At 38.7% G+C, this 21,774-nt stretch carries 17 protein-coding genes, 1 tRNA gene and 1 riboswitch; of the genes, 7 read left to right on the top strand and 11 right to left on the bottom strand.

Annotated elements, in window-relative coordinates; all coding sequences use genetic code 11:
- Window positions 1-74 precede the first annotated feature (74 nt).
- Together H6G41_RS04770 and H6G41_RS04765 are read right to left on the bottom strand one after the other, a co-directional pair.
- Complete coding sequence (locus H6G41_RS04770) at window positions 75-4,103, bottom strand: glycosyltransferase (protein WP_190744046.1); 4,029 nt, start codon at window positions 4,101-4,103, stop codon at window positions 75-77.
- Between the two features lie 314 nt (window positions 4,104-4,417).
- Window positions 4,418-4,807: a M48 family metallopeptidase gene (locus H6G41_RS04765; protein WP_190744045.1), complete on the bottom strand. Its 390-nt coding sequence runs from the start codon at window positions 4,805-4,807 to the stop codon at window positions 4,418-4,420.
- Window positions 4,808-5,929: 1,122 nt separating this feature from the next.
- On the opposite strand from H6G41_RS04765, the gene H6G41_RS04760 reads away from it, so the two are divergent.
- Window positions 5,930-6,148 (top strand): DUF4327 family protein, encoded by a 219-nt coding sequence (locus H6G41_RS04760; protein ID WP_096642191.1) that lies wholly within the window; start codon window positions 5,930-5,932, stop codon window positions 6,146-6,148.
- Window positions 6,149-6,201: 53 nt separating this feature from the next.
- On the opposite strand, the gene H6G41_RS04755 is transcribed toward H6G41_RS04760, so the two are convergent.
- The 5 genes from H6G41_RS04755 to H6G41_RS04735 form a co-directional block, all read right to left on the bottom strand.
- Window positions 6,202-7,455, bottom strand: coding sequence for a protein kinase (locus tag H6G41_RS04755; protein WP_190744044.1), 1,254 nt, complete (start codon window positions 7,453-7,455; stop codon window positions 6,202-6,204).
- Window positions 7,394-7,606 carry a hypothetical protein gene (locus H6G41_RS04750; protein ID WP_190744043.1) on the bottom strand — a complete coding sequence of 71 codons (213 nt, stop codon included), beginning with the start codon at window positions 7,604-7,606 and terminating at the stop codon, window positions 7,394-7,396. The genes H6G41_RS04755 and H6G41_RS04750 overlap by 62 nt, the downstream gene beginning before the upstream one ends.
- 53 nt (window positions 7,607-7,659) lie before the next feature.
- Window positions 7,660-9,663 (bottom strand): serine/threonine phosphatase, encoded by a 2,004-nt coding sequence (locus tag H6G41_RS04745; protein WP_190744042.1) that lies wholly within the window; start codon window positions 9,661-9,663, stop codon window positions 7,660-7,662.
- 263 nt (window positions 9,664-9,926) lie between these two features.
- Window positions 9,927-11,657, bottom strand: coding sequence for a PAS domain-containing sensor histidine kinase (locus H6G41_RS04740; RefSeq protein ID WP_190744041.1), 1,731 nt, complete (start codon window positions 11,655-11,657; stop codon window positions 9,927-9,929).
- A gap of 375 nt (window positions 11,658-12,032) precedes the next feature.
- Entirely contained in the window at window positions 12,033-12,617 is a 585-nt protein-coding gene (locus tag H6G41_RS04735; protein ID WP_190744039.1) for an rRNA large subunit pseudouridine synthase E, read from the bottom strand.
- A gap of 559 nt (window positions 12,618-13,176) precedes the next feature.
- A riboswitch (TPP riboswitch) is annotated at window positions 13,177-13,274 on the top strand.
- A gap of 6 nt (window positions 13,275-13,280) precedes the next feature.
- Between H6G41_RS04735 and thiC the strand changes: the two genes are divergently transcribed.
- The 3 genes from thiC (at window position 13,281) to H6G41_RS04720 (ending at window position 15,921) form a co-directional block, all read left to right on the top strand.
- A complete protein-coding gene (gene thiC / locus H6G41_RS04730) occupies window positions 13,281-14,654 on the top strand; it encodes a phosphomethylpyrimidine synthase (protein ID WP_190744037.1) in 1,374 nt (457 codons plus the stop codon).
- A 137-nt stretch (window positions 14,655-14,791) separates the two neighbouring features.
- Complete coding sequence (locus H6G41_RS04725) at window positions 14,792-14,971, top strand: PCP reductase family protein (protein WP_190744035.1); 180 nt, start codon at window positions 14,792-14,794, stop codon at window positions 14,969-14,971.
- 245 nt (window positions 14,972-15,216) lie between these two features.
- Window positions 15,217-15,921, top strand: a complete 705-nt coding sequence (locus H6G41_RS04720) for a DUF4058 family protein (protein WP_190744033.1) — start codon at window positions 15,217-15,219, stop codon at window positions 15,919-15,921.
- A gap of 45 nt (window positions 15,922-15,966) precedes the next feature.
- Here the strand turns inward: H6G41_RS04720 and H6G41_RS04715 are convergent, their stop codons facing one another.
- Both H6G41_RS04715 and pyrE read right to left on the bottom strand, forming a co-directional pair.
- Entirely contained in the window at window positions 15,967-16,812 is an 846-nt protein-coding gene (locus H6G41_RS04715; protein ID WP_190744031.1) for an Rpn family recombination-promoting nuclease/putative transposase, read from the bottom strand.
- Window positions 16,813-16,920: 108 nt separating this feature from the next.
- Window positions 16,921-17,541, bottom strand: coding sequence for an orotate phosphoribosyltransferase (pyrE, locus tag H6G41_RS04710; protein WP_190744029.1), 621 nt, complete (start codon window positions 17,539-17,541; stop codon window positions 16,921-16,923).
- A 101-nt stretch (window positions 17,542-17,642) separates the two neighbouring features.
- On the opposite strand from pyrE, the gene H6G41_RS04705 reads away from it, so the two are divergent.
- Entirely contained in the window at window positions 17,643-18,056 is a 414-nt protein-coding gene (locus tag H6G41_RS04705) for a hypothetical protein (protein ID WP_190744027.1), read from the top strand.
- Between the two features lie 91 nt (window positions 18,057-18,147).
- Here the strand turns inward: H6G41_RS04705 and H6G41_RS04700 are convergent.
- Window positions 18,148-18,220 (bottom strand) — tRNA-Ile (locus H6G41_RS04700).
- 350 nt (window positions 18,221-18,570) lie between these two features.
- Between H6G41_RS04700 and H6G41_RS04695 the strand changes: the two genes are divergently transcribed.
- Window positions 18,571-19,272: a hypothetical protein gene (locus H6G41_RS04695; RefSeq protein WP_190744025.1), complete on the top strand. Its 702-nt coding sequence runs from the start codon at window positions 18,571-18,573 to the stop codon at window positions 19,270-19,272.
- Between the two features lie 205 nt (window positions 19,273-19,477).
- A complete protein-coding gene (locus H6G41_RS04690; protein ID WP_190744023.1) occupies window positions 19,478-20,836 on the top strand; it encodes a hemolysin family protein in 1,359 nt (452 codons plus the stop codon).
- 169 nt (window positions 20,837-21,005) lie between these two features.
- On the opposite strand, the gene queC is transcribed toward H6G41_RS04690, so the two are convergent.
- Window positions 21,006-21,680, bottom strand: coding sequence for a 7-cyano-7-deazaguanine synthase QueC (gene queC / locus H6G41_RS04685; RefSeq protein WP_190744021.1), 675 nt, complete (start codon window positions 21,678-21,680; stop codon window positions 21,006-21,008).
- Window positions 21,681-21,774: the final 94 nt, after the last annotated feature.

Below are 21,774 nucleotides of genomic sequence, written 5' to 3'. Positions count from 1 at the left end.
AAAAAAATACCAGAGATTCAAATCTCTGGTTTATTGAATAATATTCAAGAAAACAGTTAATTCAACTTTGATAACTAAACAGTAGTGATTTCTAAAGTTGAATTCATAAGTTTATCCCAATCCCAAACAGAAAGTTCTGCAATTGGTAATTGCGCCAATGCTAGCTTATTTTCAAACTCCAAAGTAATTCTTGCTGTCAGGCTAGGTAATAAAGCTTGCCACTGATGATTGCTTAATGGTTCTAGCAAAGAAATGTCTAATCCCTCCGTTATATCTAAATCTTCGTTCATCATCAGATTCATAGCTACGCTCGATAAAAATATTTCTGCATCTTCTACTGCAATATTATTCGTATCAATCAACAAGGTAGTTGTTTGACTGTCTGGATAAGTAGCAAAAAATTTGATGACTCGTTCCAATTCTGAACCTATGGATTCTTCTGATTGAGTCCAATCTGGGAAAATGATCAGATTGATATCTCTCAAGGGTAGATTTTGGCGGAGAGTCTCTACAAGATAATTACTGAAGAGTTGCTTAAATAAGCGTTCAATCTTAGCTGAATAGGAGCGGCTATCCAAAAAACTAGGATTAGCTTGCATTTTTTCCTGAATTTGCTTTCTTTTATGATGACGTAATTCAGAGTCATTACCGAGGGTAGTCGCTAACTTTATATACGACTCTTCACTATCAGCAACTAAATCAGAAACATCTAGTGATTGAATCATTGCAGCACCCATTGCCGAACGGAAACTATGACCTTGCCTAGCTATTACTGGTAAATTTATTTGTAGTGGTTCGATTAAAGAAGTTGTACCTGCAAATGGATAAGAATCAAGATAAACATCAGCAATTTTCAAGTATTCTTTAACCTCTTCCCGATTTGGCACTGGTTGAGGATCTAAAACTATAAATCTATCTTCTAATAAACCATATTTTGCAAATACTACAATCAAATAAGATTCAAAATATTTTTTTGGGTAAATGTTTGACCAATTCGGCCCATACGGCAACAATACCAAAACTGAATTTGGCACTTCTAGAATAATTTTAGCCCATGTATTAATTAACTCTGGAGTAATTTTAAATAAATTAGCAGCAGAGATAAAAACTACAGTATCTTTGGCAATTCCTAAATTTTCTCTCTTAACTTCAATATTTACCTGTTCTTGTTCGTTACCATAACTAAAACAATGAGCTGTTCCTTCTATTTTTAATAACTTTTCTCGATACTGTTCTGCCGCTGTTGGTGATGGATCGGTTAACGTTCCAGAAATATAATAATCAATGTGCCGCATTCCAGTAGTGACAACTGATCCGCCACTAGTAACTTGTATTCTTGCCAACCTATGCATTGCCAAAAGGCAAATTTGATTGGTTACTGCCGTCACATTAGTAGCAATAAATAGTATATCTAAATCATCAGCACGAATAATATTGACTTGCTCTGATAAATTTGCTGGTAACAAGGTAAATAAGTTTGCACAGGTTTTACAATATTGTTCTAGGGGATGACTAGTTTGATTAAGAGAATACAGAATTACTTCAAAATCTCTACTTATATATTCATAAACAGGAAGGTAAGCAAATGTTTCCGAACCTGGCGTGAAATGTGTTGCTAAAATACCAAGCCTAATTTTTTTTCTATTTACAGGCTGCTCCGTAAACTCATAATTGACTTCAAACCCATTATTTTTAAGAAACAACTCTAGTATTCCTGCACGTTTTATATAAATATTTTTGAGATTTTTTTCATTAAAATACAACGGGATAAAATTACCATTTTGAGCAAAATTATTAATTATTTCCCGCGATAATTTATTATCGGTATCACTGATAATTAATGTGTGTAAAAAATTTAGCAATTCTTGCAGATAATTATTATAATTATCTGCTTCTCCCAGTTTGTAAAAGTGGACTGGAGAAGCAAATAAGAAACGCAAATAGTCTTGAATAAACCAATGAGGTATATGAGAAAAATCATGCTGTAATTGTAACTGGTCAGCACGACAGTAAACCTGAGCAGCAAGCAGATATTGTATGGTATTTTGCTGATTTAAACCTTGAGCCAAATATGCTTGAACCTCATCTATAAAAGATTGTTCCTCTTGAGTCAGTATTTCTTCTTTAATTCCAATATTTTGGATAGTAGAATGTAATGTGCCTAAAGTTCCAAAATATTCAGTGGCCAATTGTTGTGTTTCAACACTAAGCCATAATTTGGCAATTTGTTGCCGAATTTGAGCAACATTAGCCAATTCATAATTTTGAGTTTCCTGCTGATATTCTGTAATTTGTCTGCATAATTGAGTTAGTAACAGTTCATAATTATCCAAAGCTTTAGAGGTAGCAGCACTATTTTGATTTTGATATAATGTCTGCTCTGCCCACAGTATTTCTTGCTCAGTATACAGTTTGGGATGAAGGCTAATAATTCTAGCAAATAGAATTTGCAGCTTGGATTTCTGATTCACAAGATTTTGCAGCATAGAGCCTGTAGCGTGTTGTCTATAGTAAAAAGAGGCCTTTGCTAAACGATACCCTTGCCAACCATTTTCATAAGCAGAAATCCAAAATTCCCAATCTTCTAATCCTCCATCCATGATTGTTTTGAATCCACCAACCTGATCAAAGATTTCCCTGCGAAATAGAGATGTGGCGGTCGCTTGATTATTTCTTATAAAGATATTAGGATTAAAGTCTCCGTAGCTAATTTTATCGTTTTTAGCTCCAAAGTACTGCACATCTGTATAAACAAAACCAACTGCCGAATGGGCTTGTAAAATTGCTACAGAATCTTCAAGAAAATTAGCACCGATTTTATCATCAGCATCCAAACACAATATATATTGACCAGAAGATTGCTTTATTCCCTTATTTCTAGCATCTGGAAGACCACCATTAGGCTTTTCAAGAAGATATATTTTTCTGTTCTTATATAAATCAATAATAAATTTGGCAACCTCACTAGTATCATCAGGGCTACCATCATTAACAATGATACATTCCCAATTTTGATATACTTGGTTGATGATACTGTCAACAGCTTCTTTCAAAAAGCGAGCCTGATTATAACACGGAATAATTATAGATACTAAAGCTTTTTTACTTTCATTTTCATTCATTCTAAGAAAATTTGTGATTAAATTATATAAATTAGGTAAATCAAAATTGTATTTTTCTTTACTTATGGTCAATATATATGGATTTTGTAAAAGTTCAAACAGTTTCTCATAACTAATTTTATAAAATAATTGCGAATTGTAGTTTAAATAAATAAATGCTTTCTCTAGCTCATATTCTATTTCACTATTGAAGTTATTATTCTTGATTAAGTTGCTAAATGCTTCTTTAAATAAGGTTGCTGGGATATTTTTAAAAAAATTCTTTAGCAACAGTTCATACTCAAAACTTTCTCTAATTTTATAATTATGTGATTGACTTAAAGTTTTTCCTGTAACTCTATACTTTAGTAATTTTTCCGGCAATATAAATATTTCATAGCCTTTTCCAAGTAATTCAATCCACATATAAAAATCCTGAGCTTGAATAGAAGTTAAGTGGAATAAATTGCTGTTTATAAATGCTTTTTTCTCTACAAAAGCAGTAGGAGCATTGACATAATTGCCATTTTCAAAGAAGTATCTTAAAATTTTGGCGCTACTTTGATTATTTCTATTAAACCAGTCTGCTGGTATATAAGGTTCACCTGAAAAAATTTCACTATTTTCATTGATAAAATCTACCCAAGAAAAAACTAAAACATTTTGTTCTGTTTCTGAACAATAATTGTATTGTCTTTCCAGCCTCTGGGGATAGCAAACATCATCCCCAGACATGAAAGCTATGTACTTACCTTTAGCGGCTAATACACCCTGATTAATAGCAGTACTTGTCCCTTGATTTTTTTGATAAATATAATGAATACGAGCATCTTTAAATATGTTTATAATTTCCTCAGTTCTATCAGTAGAGCCATCATTAATAATAATTAATTCAAAATTTTTTAAAGTCTGATTAAGAATACTTTCTATTGCTTCACCTATATATTTTTCATGGTTATAGGTAGTCAAAATTACACTAATTAAAGGATTTAATAAAGTCATATTTTAATACTTTAATAAAAATTGAATAACTTTTTTGTTTCTGTTTTATGGAGATGTTTACCAATGGTTCAACTAAGTATTCACTTAGATATATCCGCTGTAATTGGATAACTATTGATTTTCTAATTTTTAGGCACCTCTTATATATAAGCATCTGATCAATAAGGCGGTATAAGATAGATGATTAAAGTATTAACTTCAGCATTATCTAAATTTTGTTTTAACTTATTTCTTTGAAAATGATTAAATCAATTAAGTTAAGCGTGTGAAGAATAAGCTAAAGCAATTAACAAATTAGCAATTATATTTCTCGCTTACTTACCTGATTCTTTCTTCATTTTCTCTAAAACAACCTTGTAATCTTGGCGGTCTGGGTGTAATTTAACTAACTTTTCTAAAGTTTGAATAGCACCTTGAGTGTCTTTCAACTTTATCCGCACATTTACCAGCCCTTCCAAGGCTAATTGGTTATTTGGTTCTCTTTGTAAAACCATCTCCCAACCCTTTACCTGTTCCTGTAATAAAGAATCAGGAGATTTAATTGCTTCCTTTGGTTGTGGTGGTTGCAAAGCCTGTTGTATGACAGGAACTGCTGAAAATACTATGGAACCGAAGAAAGAGACAAGTGACACTATTGTTAAAAATTTTTGTCGCCGCTGAATTTGCTTTTTGCGATTTATTAAGTATTCTTCTCCTGCTCCCATATTTTCTTTATATGCTGTGGTAATTACTTAGGTAATAGCAATCCTCTGCTATGAGGATACCCACTGCTTTCAAGAAACTAACATCTGAGATAGAAATTTTTTACACAAACTTTAAAGGCTAAGTCTGGATGATAACCACAATCTTGTGCTATGGCAATGCTACGGCAAAAATTCTGTCATGCAAGCCTGTACTAAATAATTACGCTTTTCTGAAGAAGCAACCTTGTTAAGCTGAGAACAGGAAATATTTAAAAATTTTATAGTACAATAGTACTATTGTAAAAAGTATCTCTTTACCTTTTTGGGTCAATATTCTAGCTAATTTCTTTTAGCAAGATCTTCTTCTAGTGCGATCGCTCTCTCTAGCTAGCTTGTTTATTCGTGAGAGTAAGACGATCGCACTCACAACTCACCATAAATATCTGATTTTTTACCTGTCTAACTTTCTTCTGTCTAGCCGACACTATATCATCTGCCTAACGGTCACTGTTGCCCCTACAGATACGGAGATTTTTTTGTAGCAATCAAATTAAATTGATGTATCTCCGCATTAATTTATAATCTGATGAAATTTTCTAGCTCCTCCATCTACCAGAGGCTTGATTTTTATATTCAAATAAAAGTAAAAATATATACTTTATATTATAGTTATTTACTATCAAGATAAAATTTATATAAAGATTTGCAAGAACATTGTTTATTGTCCAATGTTTGCGATATTGTATATAGGATTCAAAGACGGTCAATCATTTCACCGTTAACTAATCAACTTCCTCTTAGCCCGTATGACATGGGTTTTCTAAAATCTGCACACATTCCGTTGACGAAAACAAATACAGTTTCACTAGTCGTGCTTGCCTATGCTATTGATGCATTTATGAGGATGGCTAATTTTTGCATTTGGTGGCTACAGTCAGTATTCTATGAACTGCGTTTTCTTGGTGGTAATTACCGTACAAAACCGACTTATGCAGCAACATAGTAGGGTTAGTTATGGTATATTTAAAAAGTTAAGACTAGCTTTACCCAAATTACAGCCCTCTACGCATAGGTAACATTTGCAAAACGGAAAGCAGTTTTGATTAAGTCTTTACTAAACAAAATCTGAATTGAATCGAGGTTATGACTCAGCAAGTAATTCACCCAATGGTGAAATTGCAGCGTAACGTGCAATCACTCGTAGAATCCAACATTATCAAGCCAAATGATAGTATTTGGAAAATTGCATTGCTCTATGGCAATGAATGGCAACACTGGAAACAAGAACTGTTAGATTTTGGCTTTAGTATGCAAGATCCAATTAGTGAATTGTTGGCAGTAGAAGCTTGGGATGAAGAATAAACTCTCAAGGGTGAAGACTGAAATTTTTCAGCATTCACTCTTGCCTAATTCTGTCATTGACAATTAGCTAATGCCATAGATAGTTCTTTAGATGTCTGATAGCGATCGCGTGGTAACGGCTCTGTTACCCGGTCAATTACTTCTCTTAATTGCGGAGTAATTGTCGGAATACTACTGACATCAAAGCGAAAATGTCGCCCGCGTTGATGGTAAAACTTAAAAGGGTTTTCTCCAGTCAGCAAAAAAATTAAAGTTGGGCCAATAGCGTATAAATCTGATTGTGTCAGGGGTTGTCCTCGTTCTTGTTCGGGAGCGCAGTAGCCCTCTGCACCAATCCGAGTCCCTGGTGCTGTCCCTATTTCCTTAACTGCACCAAAATCTAACACTACTATACGATTATTAGAATTTCGCACCATTAGATTAGCGGGTTTAATATCCCGGTGAATCAGTGGCGGTTTTTGGCTGTGGAGATAGTCTAAAATATCACAGGTCTGGATCATCCAGGCGATCGCCTGGCTAGGCGTAACTGGCCCTGTGGTATAGATCCGCTTTTCTAAGTCCTGTCCGTGGACTAATTCCATAGCCAAATATTTTTTGCCACCTTCAACAAAAAAATCATAATATTTGGGTATTCCTAGATGGTTCAGGGATCTGAGAGTATGGGCTTCCCGTTCAAATAACTCTTGAGCCTTGGCAATTTTTGCCATGTCAGCATTCATCTGTTTTAACACCAGTAATTGTGGGTGTCCGACAATTAAACCTGCTGTATCCCACGCCAGATAAGTAGTACCCATACCTCCTTGTCCCAAAGTTCGTAGTACTTGATACTGACGAATCTTCTTTTCTACTAAAAGAGGTTGACCGCAGTGGATGCAAAACAGATTTTTTGGAGAGTTTCCTTCATGGGTACAACGAAAGGATGAAGGTGCAATTGTTTTTTCCGTTGAGCCAGGAATTTCTGATTGCAGCAACCAAGAATCTGGTGCTGTTACCTCTTGCAATTGGAATTTGAGTATGGGGCCTCCCTGTGCTAATTGCAGCAGAGAATTATCTGGTAGTTGGCTTTGAGTGACCAGAACGCCATTGAGGAAAGTGCCATTGGTGCCGTGATTAATTACCTGCCATAAACCGCCATTTTTGGCAGAATTGATTTGTTTCAGTTCTAAATGATAACGAGATACTAAACTATCACTCAAAACAACGTGATTATCGGCCGCTCGTCCAATTTTAATTAGGGAAGAGTTTTCAAAATACCATTGCTTGAGCGGTGTTTTTTGTTGCGGTTCTAGCAGGGTCAGAGTAACCACAATACAAACTAATAAGGTAATTGGGCATAGGGGAGCCAGTGCGTTGCGTGGGTTTCCAAGGCACTCCGTTGGGCGGCTTTGCCGACTTGAAGGAAGTGCCGCCGCGTTGTAGACGCGGAGCGGCTTCCCGCAGGGTAGCAACTGGCATCATAAGGCATAGGGCATGGAAAAAATCTTTTCTAGTCCCTCATCCCTAGTCCCCGTTTATCTTTGGCTATCGAGATTGGGACGCACCTTTGCCCTGATCAGGATAGCAGTAATATTGTCATGACCATTGTATTGATTTGCTAAATCAATTAGGTCTGTGACGCCTGCTTCTAGGTTAGTCCCAGAACCAAGCAGGGGTACTAAGTGCGACTGCCAATGACTTTCTAATAAATCATTATCCGATAAACCGTCCGAGGCCAGTAGGAAGAGAGTATCTTCATTAATCTCAAAAAAATCTACATCAGGATTAATTGAGTTTTCGTCACGCGGCCCTAAAGCTTGGGTAAGCTGGTAAGCATCGGGACGGGCGTAAGCTATGCTGGCTTCTACTCCCCGAGAAATTTCTCGTTGACCGACTTCGTGGTCGATGGTGATTTGTTCCAGTCCTCGTTTATGAGTAACGCAATAAAGACGACTATCTCCCACATGGGCGACTGCGACGTGGCTATCTTGAATTAGCAACATCACTAGGGTAGTACCCATGCGTCCCACTCCAGAACGAGCATCTTTTTGATTGAGATCGTAAATTGCCTGATTGGCAAGATATACCGCTTGGCGAATTTCATCTTCTGTTGGTAGTTGGTTAGCAGTCCATTGTTGTTGAAAATATTGCCGTATGGTATTGACTGCCAACTCACTGGCTACTTCACCGCCAGCATGACCGCCCATACCGTCGCAGAGAATATATAAGCCACGCGCTTGCAGGACACGAGTTTTGGGTAACTCTATTTTGTTAATATAACTTTCAATGCCAAAGAAGTCTTCATTATGATGACGTTGACGACCCACATCAGTTTGTCCAGCATCTTGCAAGCTACTTAGCTGCATTGGCAAGACAACTGTGGGCATATCATCTTTCATATTGAGATTTTCTAGCTCATCTACTTGCAGCATAGTTGGTGCGGTGGCGTACTGCTCCTGGGTAGGCGGTAAAGTTTCCACTGTGGGTGCGACTATTTCCGTAGACATTTCTTCTAAACGCGATCGCAACTGTGCCATCGTCTCAATTTTACCGAGTTCTAAATCCCCTAACATCTGGACTATAGAACCAAATTGAGTCCGTTGAGACTGTCTAAATAGTGCCTGCCAAACCCTCCCCAAGGCTTGGATTGTTAAAGGCTGTTGTTTTTCTGCATCTGTTTGCTCGCTGATATCTAGCGATACATCAGCAGTTATCGGACTAGTTAACGGTTCTGTATATAAGCGTCCTAAAGTTAATGTTTGGTCTTCATCCAAAAGTAAATTCGATAAATCCAAAAGACTTGGACAACAATTTACAGGTTCTAGCAATGTCCACAATTGGGTCATCTGATAACACCAATGTAAAATTTGCAATGAACTTGTTGTGTTTTCTTGCCATCGCTCAAGTAAACGCGGCCAATTCGACCTGTCCTGAATGAGTACTACTTGTATATCACCTTGTTGCCATGCATCATGAATTTCTGGTATTCCTGGATGCCCGTATGCTTGTAAAGCGATATAAGGTTTAGCAAGTAAGGGAATGCCACTTGCTGCTACTGATGGTGTTACCAGTCCCTTTTGGTGATTTTCTAACATCGCCGCCAGTGGTGCAATCTGATATGGGTGGCAGTCTAAAACTTTAATACATACTTCAGTATTAGGGATAAGTTCTTCTAAGGTGGGTAGTGGCTCTAGTAACTGATAGCGTTGCTCTGGGTCTAAATAAGAGCCTACCACTAGGTGAGAGGTTGTAGACAAAGGCACAGCAGATGGAGATGATATTGCACCCTCATCTGTTTCTACTTCCTCATTTCTCCCATCGCCCCCAGTTCCTATTTCCCTAAAAAAACTTGGTTGTTTGGCAATTATTGCCCACCAGACTGTTCCACAATCTGCGCCACAGTTAGGACAATTTTGCGCGTTTATAGGTACTGAGGTACTGCATTCAGGACAAAATTTCTGTGTTAAGGATGCACCACAGTTTTGGCAGAATTTATTGGTATTAGAGTTTTCAAATTTACACTGAGGGCAAATCAGCATAGTGGAATTTCCTCATTCCCGTTCCAAGGTGCTTCTAGCCACTTAAAATTCAAGGTGCCACAATTGACTACCCCTGCCTACAGTAGACTTCATAAAAAATTGTGGTTTCACGTTGAATTTTGGTAGCAGTATTAATTGTGACGCATATTAGCTAAATATTTCCGATATTCGCAAGCTAATTTTTCCCACAAGGGGGTGTAGGGTGACAAGGAAGCAGGAGAGCAGAGGAGAAATAACTGACTATTGACTCTGGAAAATTTCCTTCACACCTCACTATTTAGCGGTAGTTGAATTGCAAAACAGGTAAGGTTTGACCCACTTTCTACCTCGATTGTTCCTCCCAAATACTTGATAAGTTTCTGTACTAATGCTAAACCTAATCCCGTACCACCCTGTTTCCAGGGATCGTTACTAGGAATGCGATAAAATTTATCGAAAATACGCGGTAATTCTGAACTAGGAATTTCTACACCGGAATTAATTACTTGAAATTGGAGATTAGGAGATTTTAATTGGGCGGAAATAGTAATTTCTGCATCTGGAGGGCTGAATTTACAAGCATTGGTGAGTAGTTCCATCAAAATACGTTCTAGACTAAATGGATCGCATACTAATACTGGAAGATTAGCAGCAACGCTAAGGCGCAACTTTTGCTGACAAGAGTTGCGATTGCGTGCTTTAAAGAGTTCGACAACCCGCCACAGCCATTGTTGTACTTGAATAGTTTCTAGAACTAAGGGTTTAGTACTTGTATCCAATCTTTGTAGATCTAGAAAGTTACTAATGAGATTAATTTCGCGATCGCATTCATTGTCTAAAATTCCATAATATCGAGCCGCCTTTGAGCGTTCTGCTTGTGGCTTCGCCATTTCTGTCATAAAGTTTTGCTCTTGATTGAGCGCGATTCCCAGCATTTGAATCGCCATTTTCATATTAGTTAGTGGTGTGCGTAATTCGTGGGAAACTGTACTGAGAAATTCATCTTTGAGGCGATTGAGACTTTCCATTTCCTCTAATTGCGCCTGTACAGATTCTTGACTATGTTTGAGGGCAACTTCTGCTAATTTACGTTCTGTAATATCTATGCAACATCCAATGTAACCAACAAATTTGCCATGAGGTGTAAACCTAGGTACGCCAGTATCTAAGATCCAACGATATTCGCCATCATGACGCATAAGTCGGTATTCCATCTCAAATTTACCTCTGGCATGAAAGGCAGAATCATAAGTTTCTTGACAGAATTTTTGGTCTTGTGAATATACTCCTTCCAGCCAGCCTAAACCTTGCTGCTGCTCCATAGTCCTGCCAGTAAATTTTAACCAAGATTGATTAAAAAAATTAAACAGTCCGTCAGTTCCCGCCATCCATAACATTACTGGTGCGGTATTAGCCATAGTCTGAAAGCGTTGTTCGCTTTCTCTTAATGCATCTTCTGCTTGTTTATGAGTAGAAATATCTTCTAATACCATGAGAATTTGTGGGTTTCTCGGCGGAGATTTATCAGTTATGCTTGCATCTAGCAAATAATTTTTCTCTGCCTCAGGCAATAACCGAGCTACAACTTTTACCCATAAAATCTTGCTGGCGGGACAATCTAAGCGATACTCCCAATTGGTAACTTCCTTCTCAAAGAAATTATTTAAAACTTCCTGAAATGCATCAGATAATCTTTGTTTATCTGACTGTTTAAATAAGTTAAAAACAGACTGATTGAGTAATTCTTCTACAGTGTATCCAAGACAGTTGGCACCAAACTGATTTACTGACAGAATTACTCCTGTTGCGTCTAAACTAAAATATACGGAAGGAATATTTTCATAAAGCCTACGATACAAGTTAAGTTCCTCTTGGATACAATGCAAGGTTTCTGCTGTGCAAAGTTCTAAATCGCAGGGTCGTTCGGGCACAAGTTCTAAGCGTGTAGGTGTTGCAGCCAAGATATCTTGTTTTTGGCGAGTTTCATGCCAGATCGATTGCTGATTGCGGTTCATAAGACTTAATTACTTGCACCCAAAGGTTGACGGAGATATGGGCAGGAATAAAAAAAGAATATTATAAAGCTTTTAATGAGATTTTTGTCAAATTATATAAATAATAACTTATGTAACAAAGGTCTACACTGTTTTATCGTTTGTGAATTTTTAGCTCAAGTTAGAAGCTAAATTATGTTTAGTAAACTACATTTTTTTGCTGGTTAATTCCAAATAAAAAATTAACCTTGTAAAAACAGTCTCAAAGGCAGCCAAATCTCCAAAATTTGACTAAAAAATTTTTATTTAAATAAATAATAAGCAATAATACTTATTAATTAGCTACAGTAACTTATCAGAAAAATAATAAATGATGTTTTGGGAGAATTTAATCAGTTAAACCCTTAACTCGGAAAACATTTTAACTTCAGAAGATGTCAAATCGCGCCATTGACCGAGTTCTAAACCATCTAATTGTAAGTGAGCAATACTTACCCTAATTAGTCGCAAAGTCGGAAATCCTACAGCCGCAGTCATCCGTCGCACTTGCCGATTTTTCCCCTCAGTTAAAGTCATTTCTAGCCAAGCTGTGGGTATATTTTTGCGAAATCTAATTGGTGGATTGCGATCGCTTACGGCTGGTTCTTCTGGTAATAACTGTACTTTGGCTGGGCGAGTACGGTAATCTTGAATTTTTACCCCAGTTTGCAACTTAGCGATCGCATCTGCATCGGGGATGCGTTCTACCTGCACCCAATAAGTACGTTCATGCCCAAATCGAGGATTGGCAAGACGATGTTGCAATTGTCCATTGTTCGTCAGCAGCAGTAACCCCTCACTATCCCAATCTAAACGCCCAACAGGATAAACATCAGGAACTGAAATATACTCTTTCAGGGTGCGGTGTTTAGCTGTTTCTTGGGTAAACTGGCTAAGAACGCCATAGGGTTTGTGAAAAATAATATATCTGTTATTGGGCATTGGGCATGGGGCATTGGGCATTGGGAAGGCAGCTTTTTCATATTCTCCTCACCTTTACCACATTCCCATCATCCTGACACACCCTCCACTGGCTTACTAGAATAAAGCACGATTTTGGGCATTCTAAGAAAAAGAATATATTCAAAAATCAATTATGCCAAGTTCTAAAATATGTCGGCGGTCTTTATTGTTGATAGACAGCCGCTAACAAATATCATGATTGTTTATGATGCGGATAATCCTGCACCTACGGTTTACAACAAGTATGGGTGAAGTGTCAAAAAAGCGATCGCATCAAGCTATAAGAAAAAACCCCGACGCAACAGTCGGGGAATACTGTATAGGTTCAATGTATACCTAATGTTGTTTCTAGCAATTAAAAATGAGGAAAAAATGAGGATTGGCTAGAAAAATCATCCATCTGCTGGTTGACAATTCATATACTTAGAGTTTGAAAAAAGCGATCGCTCTATGGTAGTTGATGGTTAACAGCTTTTTATTTCACCTCAGGAATTGTTAACAGCCTTGCTTCCAGCTATAAGCAAAATGGTACAATCTACATCCATGCTAGGGGTGCCTGAATAATCTAGGCTGAGATCACACCCTTAACACCTGAGTCTGGGTAATACCAGCGGAGGGAAGCTGTTTATCGAGGAATTCAATATGCGGACAGAATGGGTTGCCAAGCGTCATGGGCAGAGCAATGTAACTCAAATGCACTACGCGCGTCAGGGTGTCATCACAGAAGAAATGCACTACGTCGCCCAGCGGGAAAATCTCCCTGCGGATCTTATTCGCGAGGAAGTGGCGCGGGGGCGAATGATTATCCCGGCTAATATTAATCACACCAATTTAGAGCCAATGGCTATTGGTATTGCCTCTAAATGTAAAGTAAATGCTAATATCGGTGCTTCTCCCAACTCGTCTAATCTTCAAGAAGAAGTGGATAAGCTGCAACTAGCAGTGAAGTATGGTGCTGATACCGTGATGGACTTGTCCACAGGCGGCGGTAACTTAGATGAAATTCGTACCGCGATTATTCAAGCTTCACCTGTTCCTATTGGCACAGTCCCCGTTTATCAAGCTTTAGAAAGTGTTCACGGCACAATTGAAAAACTCACTCCCGATGACTTTCTCCATGTCATCGAAAAACACGCCCAGCAAGGGGTAGATTATCAAACTATCCATGCGGGAATTTTGCTAGAACATTTACCTTTAGTCAGAAGCCGGATTACAGGAATTGTCTCTCGTGGTGGCGGTATTTTGGCGCGGTGGATGCTGCATCACCACAAACAAAATCCGCTATACACACACTTCCAGGACATCGTTGAAATTTTCAAAAAATACGATGTTTCCTTTAGTTTAGGTGATTCTCTCCGCCCTGGCTGTACCCATGATGCCTCAGATGCCGCCCAATTAGCCGAATTGAAAACCCTCGGACAGCTAACCCGTAGAGCTTGGGAAGATAATGTTCAGGTGATGGTAGAAGGGCCTGGACATGTACCAATGGATCAAATTGAGTTTAATGTCCGCAAGCAAATGGAAGAGTGTTCAGAAGCGCCTTTCTATGTGTTGGGGCCATTGGTGACAGATATTGCTCCTGGTTATGACCATATTACCTCAGCGATTGGTGCTGCAATGGCTGGTTGGTATGGTACAGCAATGTTGTGCTATGTCACGCCTAAAGAACACTTGGGTTTACCCAATGCTGAAGATGTGCGCAATGGCTTAATCGCTTATAAAATTGCCGCACATGCAGCCGATATTGCTAGACATCGCCAAGGTGCTAGAGATAGAGATGATGAATTGTCTAAAGCCCGTTATAACTTTGACTGGAATCGTCAATTTGAATTATCACTCGATCCAGAAAGAGCTAAAGAATATCACGATGAAACTTTACCAGCAGATATTTATAAAACTGCTGAGTTTTGTTCTATGTGCGGGCCTAAGTTCTGTCCTATGCAAACCAAAGTTGATGCTGATGCGTTGACTGAGTTGGAGAAGTTCTTAGCGAAAGATAAGGTAGCTCAGGTTTAAAACCTAAACAATAAGATCCCCAATTTTTGAATAATTTGGGGATCTCAAATATAAAATGAGATGAAAATATTTTTACTTCAATGACTCGCCAATTTCATGACCAATTCGCAAAATAATATTTAAAATTGTCAAAATTTATGAGTGAACCAATTAAATGGACTGCTGAAGCAGAAGTGAAAATTAAAGAAATTCCTTTTTTTGTTCGTCCTTTTGCACGTAAAAAGATTGAAAATTATGATCAGGAGAATAGTATATCTGTAATTACTCTTGAAGTTTATGAACAGGCTAAACAATTATTCAATAAAAATTTTAATTAACGTATCTGCTTAAATCTTAATGACTCTCAATCTCACGACTAATTTGTTAAAGAATATTTAGAAGAATTATTAGCACTTATAGGAACTATTAAAAAAGCGAAAAAGTCAAAAGTGAAGTTCAATAAATTGATCTTTGCTTTGAACCATTTACTTCTCAATCTCAGGATAATTTACCTTTATGTTTATTAAAAAACGGCGACGACTCAATATTTATTTAAACCTTTTCGCAACCCATTTTATCAAACATGATGCTGCAAGACCATTTTCGTCCACCACTCTCAATTCGCCGTCACTGGCACGCATTTCATAATGCTTGGGCGACTTATATTGCATCTGATTTAAATGCTAAATTGCCAGAAGGTTATTTTGCTGAACCAAATGTACAATTTGGCATTGAAATTGATATAGCAGCGTTTGAAGAGTCATGGCAGGAATCAAAAAATATTTATAATATTTGGAGTCCGCCACCACCTGCGCAAACAATAGCTTTTCTACCGACAGATGAAACAGTAGAAGTAAATATTTTTAATACTGAGGCTGGCCCAATTTTAGCCGGAGCAATAGAATTAGTCAGTCCTGCTAATAAAGACCGTTCTAGTCATCGAAATGCTTTTGTTTCTAAATGTGAAACCTATTTACGACAGGGTATTGGTTTAGTAATTGTTGATGTTGTAACAGAAAGGAAGACAAATCTACACAATGAATTATTAACCCGTGTCGCAGAAAATAATGCATTGCTTTTTAATGCTGAACTTTATGCTACTGCTTATCGACCTATCCAACAAAATGGGCAGTATAAACTAGATATTTGGCAAGAAAAACTGAATATCGGCGGTATGCTACCTACTTTACCATTGTGGTTGCATGGTGAAATTTGTTTACCAGTAGAACTAGATAGTATTTATGAACGGACTTGCCGAGAACAACGAATTCCGATGCATACTGCTTAGTTATACATTCGTTGGTGAAGTTATTATAAATTAACTGATCCAAGACTAAATAATTTGTCGTAAATCCTCAACTGAATTAGCAGTTTTAATTGCTTGTTGAATTGATTTTAATCTTTCTAAATCATTAATGTGAGATATTATTGGCATCAATTCTAAACCTTCGCTACCAAACTTCATCTCTAATAGTAATTCAATACTGGAAAATAACTCTTCCCGTCGTCCGCGTTCGACTCCACGCTGCTCAATTTCTTGATACCAAGGCGATTCGCGTAATACAGCCATATCCCACCTCATGATTTCTTGAACTAGGGCGCTTTCTAATACAAACGTAGCAAAAAATGCTAAAACCGTCTCAAGTTGGTTTAGCTGTTCGTCATCCCGGAGAATTCTTAAGGCTTCTCTAATGATTGATTCGTTTTCACCACCTTTAAGAATTGGCACAAAAGGTAGTAAAGATGGTAAAGGCTGTTCAAAAGCAATATTTACATCAACTTCCCACAAATTGATGACGCGATAATCTTGAATTGCTCGCAAACCTGCAATATTGGTTTCATAACTTGTAGGTATTTCTGCATCGCCAGTTTTCAGAATATTAATTAATACAGGATATGTTAGTAATTTATATTTTTCTTCTGCAAGTGCGGCATAAGCACGCATTCTTCTAGGCATTTCTGGCGTGGGACGCAGTTGTAGTTCATTGAGAACTAAAAAATTACCATACTGGGGATTTTTCGCCCGAATTAAAACGTCACTTTCTCGACTAATACATTGAAATTCTGAATTGAGTATTTCACCTGCGATAATATCAGGAATTCCTGTAACCCACTTTACCCAGTTATCTGGTGCGAGGCTAATTAAGCGTTTTGTGCTAACGTCTGCGGATTTTGTCATTGATTTGTAGATGCAGAGAAATTATTCACAATATCAAAAATGCGATCGCACTCTTGATCGGCTAATTACCAACAAAGTAAAATTGCGATCGCATCTTGCATCAGTCAACTAACTTCCTAATTCCCGATACCGCTTCTGAATTTCCTCAATCGAAAATAACGTTGTAAACTTTAACCCTGCTGACTGATATAACTCTGCGCCTCCTTGCAATCTGTCTACTAGTGCAATTACTTGCTCTACGGTATAACCTGCTTCTTGGAGACGATTAACAGCTTTCAAAGCAGATTGTCCAGTTGTCACCACATCTTCCAACACTACAACTTTTGCACCTTCTGGCAAACTCGGCCCTTCAATATAAGCCTTGGTTCCATAACCTTTGGCTTCTTTACGAATAATCAGTGCCGGAATTGGTCGATTTTCATACACAGAAACTACACTAACTGCTGTCACAATTGGGTCAGCACCCAATGTTAAACCAGCTACGGCTTGGGTATCGCCCGGTAATAAAGGAAAAAGTAGTCTACCTACAGCTAAAGCGCCTTGGGGATGTAGCGTTACTTGTGTCTTGTTGACGTAGTAAGTACTACGTAACCCAGAAGAAAGAATAAAATCACCCTCTTGATAAGCCAGTTGACAGAATAAATCTAGTAAATTTTGGCGCAGCGTAGTCAAGTCAGCAGTAGCCGCCCAAATATTGGATAAGTTGTCGGTTTCAGTAGAATAAGTCATTACAAGAGGTTAATTATTGTGCTACACCAAAGGTTGAACCAATCGGGGTTCTGAATTTAAGCATAAATTAAGATTCGCCCAAAATTTGAGGAGTCATGAATATGGGTATAAAACTTCGACCTTCTAGTATTTTTCTAGTACTGGTAGCTACTACTATTGCTTTTCCTTCAGTTAGCAAAGCTCAAACCACAACATCCAATTATGAAACAAACAGTGATGCGATGGAGCGAGCTTATTTTCGCCATAACCCGAATTTCTATGATAATCGTAGTTTAAAACGGCAGTTAGACTCTTTTCTCGGTGCTGGGTCATTTTCCAACACTTTTCCAGAAAACGAAATTGCCCGTGATGGCGAATTGGTAAATGGTATTTATCGGGATATGCTGACACAGCAAGCTACCAACGATCCCTATCTGCGTACCCCAGATTTACCTAATCCTTACGGTACATCAATTCTCATGTCTCCCCGCAGCAATGCTGAACGTTTAAAAGTCGGCACGGAGTTCCGCTTTTAAAATTTAATTGTACGGTTAGATTGCCGCGGTAGGATTGCTTAGTGCTGACTGCTGATACTAGCTCAGCACTCAAATTTTATTAATTTTTAAATCCAGGGTGCAGGAGTTGAACCTGCCTTGGGCGAATTATGAGTTCGCTGCCTCAACCGCTCGGCCAACCCTGGGCGGATTTTTATTGTAGCCTGATTATACTAGCTTTTGTACCATTGAGAATAGTTTAGCAGATTTTTTTACTACATAATTTAATTATGAAATAGTCCAGACTAATATTGATTAAGTTCTTATAAGGATTGATGTCAACTGATTTTGGATTTTGGATTGACCCTGCCGATGAATGGATAGAGCTTGAAACTTGGTGAATACGCTGATGTGCAGGTTAATGGCACTCCGGCTTTAATGAGGTATCAAGCAAAAAAATCTCAAATTGGTAATCTAGAGTCTAAAATTGGCAAGGTCAACAGCCTAAAAACGTTTTTTAAATAAACTAGCCTGATTGGGCAACAGCGCAAGAGCGATGAAACTAAATTCCACTGTACTTCTTACGTTAATTTTGTTAACCCTGATGTTGGGAGCAGGATCTGTTAGTGCATTTTGGGGGTTCACCTTAGGGAGTTCAGCACTTAAAGGTGTAACAACCCCAGATGGTCGTCCCACAAGTAAATTTACTAGCAGTAAATCCTCGAACTCCCAACCCGGTAGTTTAGTACTATTAAGAGAAGAAGAAATACTGAAAATTGTCAAGGCACGGATTGAAGGTAAAACCAAAGCTGCTAAATCCGAAAAACTAGATGAAGATGAAGAGGAGACTAATAATAGTCAGCAGAAGCCAGAAGAAAAGCCTTCAGAAGTAGCTGAGGAAAAACCCCAAAAAGGATTTCCCGTTACGGCTGAAAATAAAGGTGTAACTTTCGCTGTCCAATCTGCACGCTATTCTGGGGGAGATTTACTCTTGAGAGTGAAAATGCAGAATAAAGGTGCTGATTCTGTGAGGTTCCTTTATAGTTTCTTGGATGTTACCGATGATAAAGGACGTACTCTCAGCGCGAGTACTGAGGGTTTACCAGCAGAATTACCAGCTAACGGGCCAACGTTTTCTGGTACAGTGAGCATTCCCACAGCTTTACTTGATGATGTCAGTAAGATTTCTCTGTCGTTGACAGACTATCCTGCTCAAGAATTAAAGTTGGAAGTGTCGAATATTCCTGTAGAAAAATAAACCAGGCAATTGTGAATATAGGGATGGGAAATTTGAGATTGGTATGGCGATGTTAAAGCTATTAGAGTGAGCAAGTTCCTTGGTCAAGTAACTGTTGTTTTGTAGTATTGGGAACTGGGGAACGATCGCAACCACCATCCCTAATTCCCAAATCTCAAATTGCCAATCCAAGAGTGGGTGCATAAGTTGTACACGAGCTGTAGCGGTGAGTGGTTTTCCTAGTTTAATTTGGACAGATGTGGGGCTGCGATTGTTATCAGTTTTGCTACTGATTACCATCAATGCTTTTTTTGTCACAGCCGAGTTTTCAATGGTGACAGTGAGGCGATCGCGTATCCATCAGTTAGTCCAAGCTGGTGACATTCCCGCGATCGCTGTAGAAATGTTACAGCGTAGTATCGATCGCCTGCTATCTACCACCCAGTTAGGCATTACCCTTTCTAGTTTGGCATTAGGCTGGATTGGCGAAAACACAATTGTGCTGTTGGTAGATGCATGGTTGAAATCCTGGCCTTTACCTGAAGAAATGAGTCTGTTTATCGCTCATTCTCTCTCTATCCCCATCGCTTTCTTTTTGATTGCCTATTTACAAATTGTTTTAGGAGAACTGTGTCCTAAATCAGTAGCAATGCTGTACTCAGAACAGCTAGCCAGATTTTTAGGGCCTTCTGTAAAAGCGATCGTGCGTTTTTTCAGCCCCTTCATCTGGATTCTTAACCAATCAAATCGCTGGCTGTTAAGATTGTTCGGCATTGAATACACTGGTCAAGGCTGGAGACCACCTGTCACCCCTGAAGAATTGCAGCTAATTATCTCTACAGAACGAGAATCCACTGGTTTACAGCGTTCCGAGCGAGAATTACTGAATAACATCTTTGAATTTGGCGATGTTATGGTGCAAGAAGTAATGATTCCCCGCACCAGCATCGTCGCTTTACCTAAAGACGCTACCTTTGAGCAATTCCTTCAAGAAATGGTTGATACTGGTCATTCCCGCTACCCTATCATCGGCGACTCTTTAGATGATATTCGCGGGATTGCTTACTTCAAAGACATGGCGCAGCCTTTAGCTGTAGGTAAGCTAACTTTAAAATCATCGATTCAACCTTGGATGCGTCCAGCTAGCTTTGTTCCAGAACACACCCCCTTAAGCGAACTCTTGCCGATGATGCAGCAGGAGAAACCCGCTATGGTGATGGTAGTGAATGAATTTGGCGGAATTGTCGGCTTGGTGACACTTCAAGATGTCATTGCCGAAATTATTGGCGATGCAGGTGTACTTGATAGCACTGAAGATCTACTCATCCAAATGTTAGATGAGCAAACATTTCTTGTTCAAGCACAAATTAATTTAGAAGACCTCAACGAAATTTTGAATTTAAATTTGCCTTTGGCTAAGGAATATCAAACCTTAGGGGGTTTTCTGCTGTACCATCTGCAAAAACTACCTGCTAAAGGTGAAACTTTCTGTTTTCAAAATCTGGAATTTACCGTCGTTTCAGTAGTTGGGCCTCGGTTGCACCAAGTCCAACTACGACGGCTAAAAGAAGAGACAGGAACTTAATGAGTTGGGCATTGGGCACTTGTACTGAGCGTTCGCGCAGCGTCTCCCCTTGGGAGAAGTCGAAGTATTGGGTATTGGGCATTGAGAATTATTTATTTCTCTGCGTCACGCCCCAAGTCTACTTTTCCCCTCTGCTTCCTCCCACTTGCCTTATTCCCCCAACCTACCACTAAGCATAAGCCACAGGGTCATTTAAGCCTAATTCCGCAAATGCGGCTAGCCTGAGGCGGCAGGAATCACAGACACCACAGGCGACATCGGCACCAGCGTAACAAGACCATGTGAGTTCCCAAGGTACGCCCAGTTGATTACCAAGCTGGATAATTTCGGTTTTTTTCAGGTTAATCAAGGGCGCAACAATAGTAATCGCTTCTCCCTCTCGTCCTTGCTTAGTTCCTAAGCGGAAAACTTCCTGCATCGCCTGAATATAGTCGGGGCGACAATCAGGATAACCAGAGTAATCTAAAGCGTTAACACCTATATAGACACGTTCTGCGGCGATTGTTTCTGCATAAGCGAGGGCAAAACTTAAAAAGATCGTATTTCTGGCAGGGACATAAGTTACAGGAATGTTTTGCGACATTTCACTCAGGGAACGTTCCTGCGGTAAATCTATGTCATCGTCTGTCAGTGCTGAACCACCCCATTGACGTAAATCAAAGTTGACTATCTGATGAGTCGCCACCCCAGCTTTTTGTGCTACCAATAGGGCAGACTGTAACTCTCGCTGATGTCGCTGGCGATAATCAAAAGAAAGGGCGTGACACTCATAGCCATCAGCCTTAGCTTGGTACAGAATTGTGGAAGAGTCTAATCCTCCAGACAACAGAATTACAGCTTTCATCAGGATTATTAATTTGGGATTTCAAATCGCTAAATTTTACTACTCAAACCTTTGCACCTATGTTAGCGATCGCATTTCCAATTACGACCTCAAC

It is taken from the genome of Tolypothrix sp. FACHB-123 (assembly GCF_014697075.1).
In the GTDB taxonomy this organism is placed as follows: domain Bacteria; phylum Cyanobacteriota; class Cyanobacteriia; order Cyanobacteriales; family Nostocaceae; genus Aulosira.
Note: the sequence above shows the minus strand (reverse complement) of the source record. Positions and strands in the feature narration are given on the sequence as shown.

What these genes read in the sequence shown, in the direction of transcription:
- H6G41_RS04770 (WP_190744046.1), bottom strand. Translation starts at nt 4,103, where the DNA reads ATGACTTTATTAAATCCTTTAATTAGTGTAATTTTGACTACCTATAAC.
- H6G41_RS04765 (WP_190744045.1), bottom strand. Translation starts at nt 4,807, where the DNA reads ATGGGAGCAGGAGAAGAATACTTAATAAATCGCAAAAAGCAAATTCAG.
- H6G41_RS04760 (WP_096642191.1), top strand. Translation starts at nt 5,930, where the DNA reads ATGACTCAGCAAGTAATTCACCCAATGGTGAAATTGCAGCGTAACGTG.
- H6G41_RS04750 (WP_190744043.1), bottom strand. Translation starts at nt 7,606, where the DNA reads ATGATGCCAGTTGCTACCCTGCGGGAAGCCGCTCCGCGTCTACAACGC.
- H6G41_RS04745 (WP_190744042.1), bottom strand. Translation starts at nt 9,663, where the DNA reads ATGCTGATTTGCCCTCAGTGTAAATTTGAAAACTCTAATACCAATAAA.
- H6G41_RS04740 (WP_190744041.1), bottom strand. Translation starts at nt 11,657, where the DNA reads ATGAACCGCAATCAGCAATCGATCTGGCATGAAACTCGCCAAAAACAA.
- H6G41_RS04735 (WP_190744039.1), bottom strand. Translation starts at nt 12,617, where the DNA reads ATGCCCAATAACAGATATATTATTTTTCACAAACCCTATGGCGTTCTT.
- thiC (WP_190744037.1), top strand. Translation starts at nt 13,281, where the DNA reads ATGCGGACAGAATGGGTTGCCAAGCGTCATGGGCAGAGCAATGTAACT.
- H6G41_RS04725 (WP_190744035.1), top strand. Translation starts at nt 14,792, where the DNA reads ATGAGTGAACCAATTAAATGGACTGCTGAAGCAGAAGTGAAAATTAAA.
- H6G41_RS04720 (WP_190744033.1), top strand. Translation starts at nt 15,217, where the DNA reads ATGATGCTGCAAGACCATTTTCGTCCACCACTCTCAATTCGCCGTCAC.
- H6G41_RS04715 (WP_190744031.1), bottom strand. Translation starts at nt 16,812, where the DNA reads ATGACAAAATCCGCAGACGTTAGCACAAAACGCTTAATTAGCCTCGCA.
- pyrE (WP_190744029.1), bottom strand. Translation starts at nt 17,541, where the DNA reads ATGACTTATTCTACTGAAACCGACAACTTATCCAATATTTGGGCGGCT.
- H6G41_RS04705 (WP_190744027.1), top strand. Translation starts at nt 17,643, where the DNA reads ATGGGTATAAAACTTCGACCTTCTAGTATTTTTCTAGTACTGGTAGCT.
- H6G41_RS04695 (WP_190744025.1), top strand. Translation starts at nt 18,571, where the DNA reads ATGAAACTAAATTCCACTGTACTTCTTACGTTAATTTTGTTAACCCTG.
- queC (WP_190744021.1), bottom strand. Translation starts at nt 21,680, where the DNA reads ATGAAAGCTGTAATTCTGTTGTCTGGAGGATTAGACTCTTCCACAATT.